Below are 4673 nucleotides of genomic sequence, written 5' to 3'. Positions count from 1 at the left end.
GCAGGGGTGGTTTGAGCGATCGCGCTGGTGGATAGGAGCAACTGCTATCGGCTGGACTGGAATTGCAGTAGCCATAACTATTTTGACCTACACCCATGTTGCCGGGCCAGTCAGTCAAGCTGATGGTACTGTTGTTCAAACAAGCCTTTGGAATAATGCTGGGGCGATCGCCCGTTCTGTCTCTGGCGTACTCATAGCTGCTTTGCTTATGGGAATATGGCAATCTTTAGCACTGAGATTTCCGTTGTTTAAAGCTCTGTTGTGGATAGTTATGAACGTTTTGGTGTTCTTGATTGCGTCAGTAATTATGATTTTCTGGGTAAGGGGTGCTGGTGGAATGTTTGGTATTCCCGTATTTCTTGCTGCTTATTCACCTGTGTATGCAGCCATTAGTGGGTTGACCATTCTCCGACTGCGAACTTCAGGCTAAAATCAGCTTTGCATCTTTAAAATAATTAGAAACTGACTCATCAAAACAAAAAATTTCTACCAAAAGATAGAGATTAACTGCTTGACCATCCACTGGCTTAACTTGACAATACCTGTGTTTGCACTTACACAAAAACTACTAATTGTTAAAAACTCTATGAGTAAAGTTTATCTGCTAACCGGAACGTCAATAGGATGCGGTCGCACCCTAGCAGAAGCGGTCTTAGAACGCAGTGACAAGGTTGTGTTGACGGCAAGAAAACCTGAACAAGTTGCTCCTTGAAGGTATCAATGCAGAAATCTGTTGAGCAGCGTATTGCAAGTATTATCAATAATCTTTTGCCAGCGACCGCACAAGAAGGTAAATTTGGTGAACCGAAAACTTTAGACGAACGGTTAGCGCATCACCACACGCCAGGCATTAGTATTGCTGTGATTAACAATTTTGAAATCGAATGGGCGCGTGGATTTGGTGTTTGTGAAAATGGAACAAATCATCAAGTTACACCAGAAACATTGTTTCAAGCAGCCTCAATCAGTAAGCCTGTCTTTGCATTAGCAGTTATGCGTTTGGCACAAGAAGGACGCTTGGATATTGATGAAGATGTCAATACTTATTTAACTTCCTGGCGTGTGCCAAAGATCGGTGACTGGCAACCTCGGATCACGTTACGCCATTTGTTGAGCCATACTGCTGGCTTGACGATACATGGTTTTCCTGGCTATCCCAAATCAACCCCATTGCCAACTCTCATTCAAATACTCAATGGTGAACCTCCGGCTAATATCGAAAAAGTAGAGGTAAATATAATCCCTGGGTTGCATTTTCGCTATTCCGGTGGCGGTATGACAGTTGCTCAACAGGTTTTGGTTGATTTACTGGGGCAACCTTTTCCAGAAATTATGCGTGAATTAGTGCTTGAGCCTTTGGGGATGACAAATAGCACTTATCAACAGCCACTGCCGGACGATTGGTTAACTAAAGCCGCAACTGCACATTCTTGTTCTGGTATCCCTGTTGAAGGTAAACATTACGTTTATCCTGAAATGGCAGCCGCCGGCTTATGGACAACTCCATCAGATTTAGCCAAACTTGCGGTTGAAATGATGAGAGTCTTGCATGGTTGTCCTCCATCTGTGTGGAATAAACAGACGCTAGAGCAAATGTTACATCCTCAACAGCCAGGGCAAATACAAGGAGCTAATGATGAGTTTATCGGATTAGGCAATGGATTATTTGTTGGATTAGGATTCTTTGCAGGTGGTGGAATTGGTGATGGCTTCTACTTTTTTCATAGTGGTCATAATGAGGGATTTTGCTCACTGATGCGTGTTTATGCCCATATAGTTCAAGGGGCTGTTGTCATGCTCAACTCCAATCAAATTCAACTGATTCCCGAAGTTATGCGCTCGCTGGCACTGGAGTATGACTGGCCTGATGCCTTTGCAAAGGAAAAAACGCTCATTGGGCTAGTACAAGCTGATAGATATTGTGGTTTGTACTCAACCAAGGCAGGTTTGCAGTTTCAAGTAATGATTCAGGACGGAAATTTGTTTGTTCAATGTCAGCAGCAACCACCATTACAGTTCTTTCCTACCTCGGAGCTAGAATTTTTTGCCAAAGCTGTAAATACAAATATTTGTTTTGCACAAGATGACACAGGCAACATTACAGCTATGACGTTAAACCAAGCAGGTATTACCAGTTTAAGACAACAAGCTGACCAAACTATTCGAGCCGAAAAACAAAAAGGAGATTAGACTCGTGAATCTTCCATATACTGGGGGTTGTCAATGCGGAGAGATCCGTTACGAAATCCACGCCCAACCTTTAACTCTTTACTTGTGCCATTGCAAAGAATGTCAAAAGCAATCATCCAGTGCCTTTGGAATGTCACTTACTGTACTACGAGATGCTGTCGTTATTACTCAAGGGCAGCCAAAAGCTTGGACTCGCAAAGCTGACAGCGGACGTGAAGTCAAAAATATTTTTTGTGGTAACTGCGGAACGCGGTTATTTCACGAGCGCGCTTACAGCAGTGGTACGATCAACGTTAAAGCTGGAACGTTAAACGATACAAGCAATTTACATCCAGTTGGCAACCTTTGGACTCGCAGCGCCCAGCCTTGGGTAGCGATTTGCGACCAGATGCTTAACTATGAAGGGCAACCAGATGATGTGCATCTTTTATGGGACAGATGGAAACAACAGAGTTCATAGATTTTGCTGAAGGATTTATCCCAAAACAAAATTTTAGACAATTTTGCAAATTTTTCGAGAATACGCTAGTTTTTCAGTAAAATAAGCGAGTTTTTTCATCATAAATACACTGTTCGGGTCTTGGGCATAGTCAGCAAATGGGCCTCGGTACTCGAATCCATAACGTGTGTACAAGGCTCTTGCTGCGGCGAACTCACCAACAGCACCTGTTTCCAAATACAGGCAATTATAACCACGCCGTTGGGCTTTGTTAATGATATGTTCTAGAATCCTGGAGGCTACACCTTTACGACGGTGAGCCTTGGCAGTACGCATTGATTTGATTTCACCACTAGTTGAACAGAGTTCTTTCAATGCCCCGCATCCAAGTAATTCTTCGCCATCCCAAGCAGTCCAAAAAGTAATATAAGGCGAACGCAATGCCTCTATATCAAGAGCATGAACACTTTCAGGCGGGGTAATCTCATACATACTGTCGAGATGTTCTTGCAACAGGTCAGCGATTTTTTTACCTGTTAGGTCATCTTCTCGAATTTGCAATCAACTCATCTCCTTGGATTTTTGGGAAATTTAGTGCTTAATTCTGAATTATAATGAGGTCTAGACTGCTTGAAGCTGTTTTTCAATTGCATCACACGCCACCTTTACCCCATCTTCTGCTTGTATAATACTGGCGATTTTTGTAGCTTTTGCTGCATAGTTGGGATTTTCTAACAGTTCACGTAATTTCTTGGCCACCCTGACAGATGAATAGCTTTGACGCGGAATCGTCCGCGAAATCCCTAAGTGTTCAACTCTGGCTGCATTGTCCGGTTGGTCATGGCTGTACGGCATCACTAATGTTGGACGACCTGCCCGTAAAGCTTGAGCAGTAGTTCCAATTCCACCTTGATGCACAATTGCACAAGCACGCCCAAAAATTTGAGAGTATGGTGCATAGCTTACGGCAATAACGTTTTCTGACAGGTTTTTCGGTGGTAGATTTTTCCCAATCAGTAAAACAGCGCGACGGTTTAAGAGTTTCGCGGCTTCAATGCTTTCTTCATAAAATCGACCCGGAGCCATAACTGCCGCTGACCCTAAAGTAAAAACAATTGGTGGTTCACCTGCATTCAAAAATTGCTCCAGTTGGGGTGTCAACTTTGCCCTATCTTCACTACCATCGTAAAATGCAAACCCTGCGCTCACCGTATTTGTTGGCCAGTCTGGTTGAGGTTGACCCAAAACTGAAGAAAACAGTGCAATTACAAGATCTGGTGAAAATCTGTTCTCAATGAAGGGATTGTAATTGATGGGTGATAAACCCAGTTCACGCCGAAGTTGACGAATTGGTTCTGCCCAGGAATACTGACAAGCTTTGCAAAGTTGATTATGCTTCGATTTACAATTGACCCTAGTTTATACAGCTTTGCCAAGCTCGGAAACGCTGCTAAAACTGGTGGATCATAAACGGAGAAAAATGATAGAGGAACCATTGCACTCGATGCCCATCTCATTCTCAGTTTCTCTGCTACCAATGGAGTTATAATCACCCCCTCTCCTGAAAACATAAAATCTGCACTTTGAGCAACATTCAACAAGTCTGTATACATAGAGCATAAATTTGGATTTACCCACTGACGTACCATGTATTCTTGACCTGTTTTTCGATCCATCATTCGCGCCATCTCCTGTGGATCATTGATTGCTGTAAAATCGGGACGCATGGAATGAAACTCAAATCCTAACCCTTCAATTTTAGATTGATAAACTTGATGCGTTACAAAAACTACATCATGAGCGCGTTGCCGCAATTCTAGCGCGATCGCTATCATGGGATGTAAATCACCAAGCGTTCCCAACGTTGTCATCAGGATTCGGCTCACTTTCTTACCTCTTTACGAGCAACAGTATTTGCATATAATTATTGTCTGCTTACTCAAGGTCAATTCACTAGCATCAATATAGTTAAAATGCGCTCGCTCCCCCACTGCCCACCAATAGCCATCACGCGACCCCAACAGTTTCACGTTCATGAACTGAC

General features: G+C 43.2%; 6 protein-coding genes and 1 pseudogene. 4 read left to right on the top strand and 3 right to left on the bottom strand.

Going from position 1 to position 4673, the window contains the following annotated elements:
• The 4 genes and pseudogenes from AC5JL8_RS04800 to AC5JL8_RS04785 all read left to right on the top strand — a co-directional run.
• Positions 1-430 (top strand): annotated as a pseudogene (locus AC5JL8_RS04800) (hypothetical protein); the annotation flags it as partial.
• A gap of 156 nt (positions 431-586) precedes the next feature.
• Positions 587-712 carry a hypothetical protein gene (locus tag AC5JL8_RS04795; RefSeq protein ID WP_495878640.1) on the top strand — a complete coding sequence of 42 codons (126 nt, stop codon included), beginning with the start codon at positions 587-589 and terminating at the stop codon, positions 710-712.
• An 8-nt stretch (positions 713-720) separates the two neighbouring features.
• Complete coding sequence (locus tag AC5JL8_RS04790; RefSeq protein ID WP_495878639.1) at positions 721-2190, top strand: serine hydrolase; 1470 nt, start codon at positions 721-723, stop codon at positions 2188-2190.
• A 4-nt stretch (positions 2191-2194) separates the two neighbouring features.
• Positions 2195-2650, top strand: coding sequence for a GFA family protein (locus tag AC5JL8_RS04785; RefSeq protein ID WP_495878638.1), 456 nt, complete (start codon positions 2195-2197; stop codon positions 2648-2650).
• A 33-nt stretch (positions 2651-2683) separates the two neighbouring features.
• Here the strand turns inward: AC5JL8_RS04785 and AC5JL8_RS04780 are convergent, their stop codons facing one another.
• The 3 genes from AC5JL8_RS04780 to AC5JL8_RS04770 are packed head-to-tail and all read right to left on the bottom strand — an operon-like array spanning position 2684 to position 4515.
• The gene (locus AC5JL8_RS04780; RefSeq protein ID WP_495878637.1) at positions 2684-3190 is read right to left on the bottom strand and encodes a GNAT family N-acetyltransferase; all 507 of its coding nucleotides are present in this window, start codon (positions 3188-3190) and stop codon (positions 2684-2686) included.
• Positions 3191-3250: 60 nt separating this feature from the next.
• Complete coding sequence (locus AC5JL8_RS04775; protein WP_495878636.1) at positions 3251-3838, bottom strand: glycosyltransferase; 588 nt, start codon at positions 3836-3838, stop codon at positions 3251-3253.
• A gap of 56 nt (positions 3839-3894) precedes the next feature.
• Positions 3895-4515, bottom strand: coding sequence for a glycosyltransferase (locus AC5JL8_RS04770; RefSeq protein ID WP_495878635.1), 621 nt, complete (start codon positions 4513-4515; stop codon positions 3895-3897).
• Positions 4516-4673 lie beyond the last annotated feature (158 nt).

It is taken from the genome of Mojavia sp., from assembly GCF_059505145.1.
This window is presented reverse-complemented; position numbering and strand designations above follow the sequence as displayed.

Bases quoted from the DNA above. Each gene is read 5' to 3' on its own strand.
- AC5JL8_RS04790 (WP_495878639.1), top strand. From the start codon at position 721: ATGCAGAAATCTGTTGAGCAGCGTATTGCAAGTATTATCAATAATCTT.
- AC5JL8_RS04795 (WP_495878640.1), top strand. From the start codon at position 587: ATGAGTAAAGTTTATCTGCTAACCGGAACGTCAATAGGATGCGGTCGC.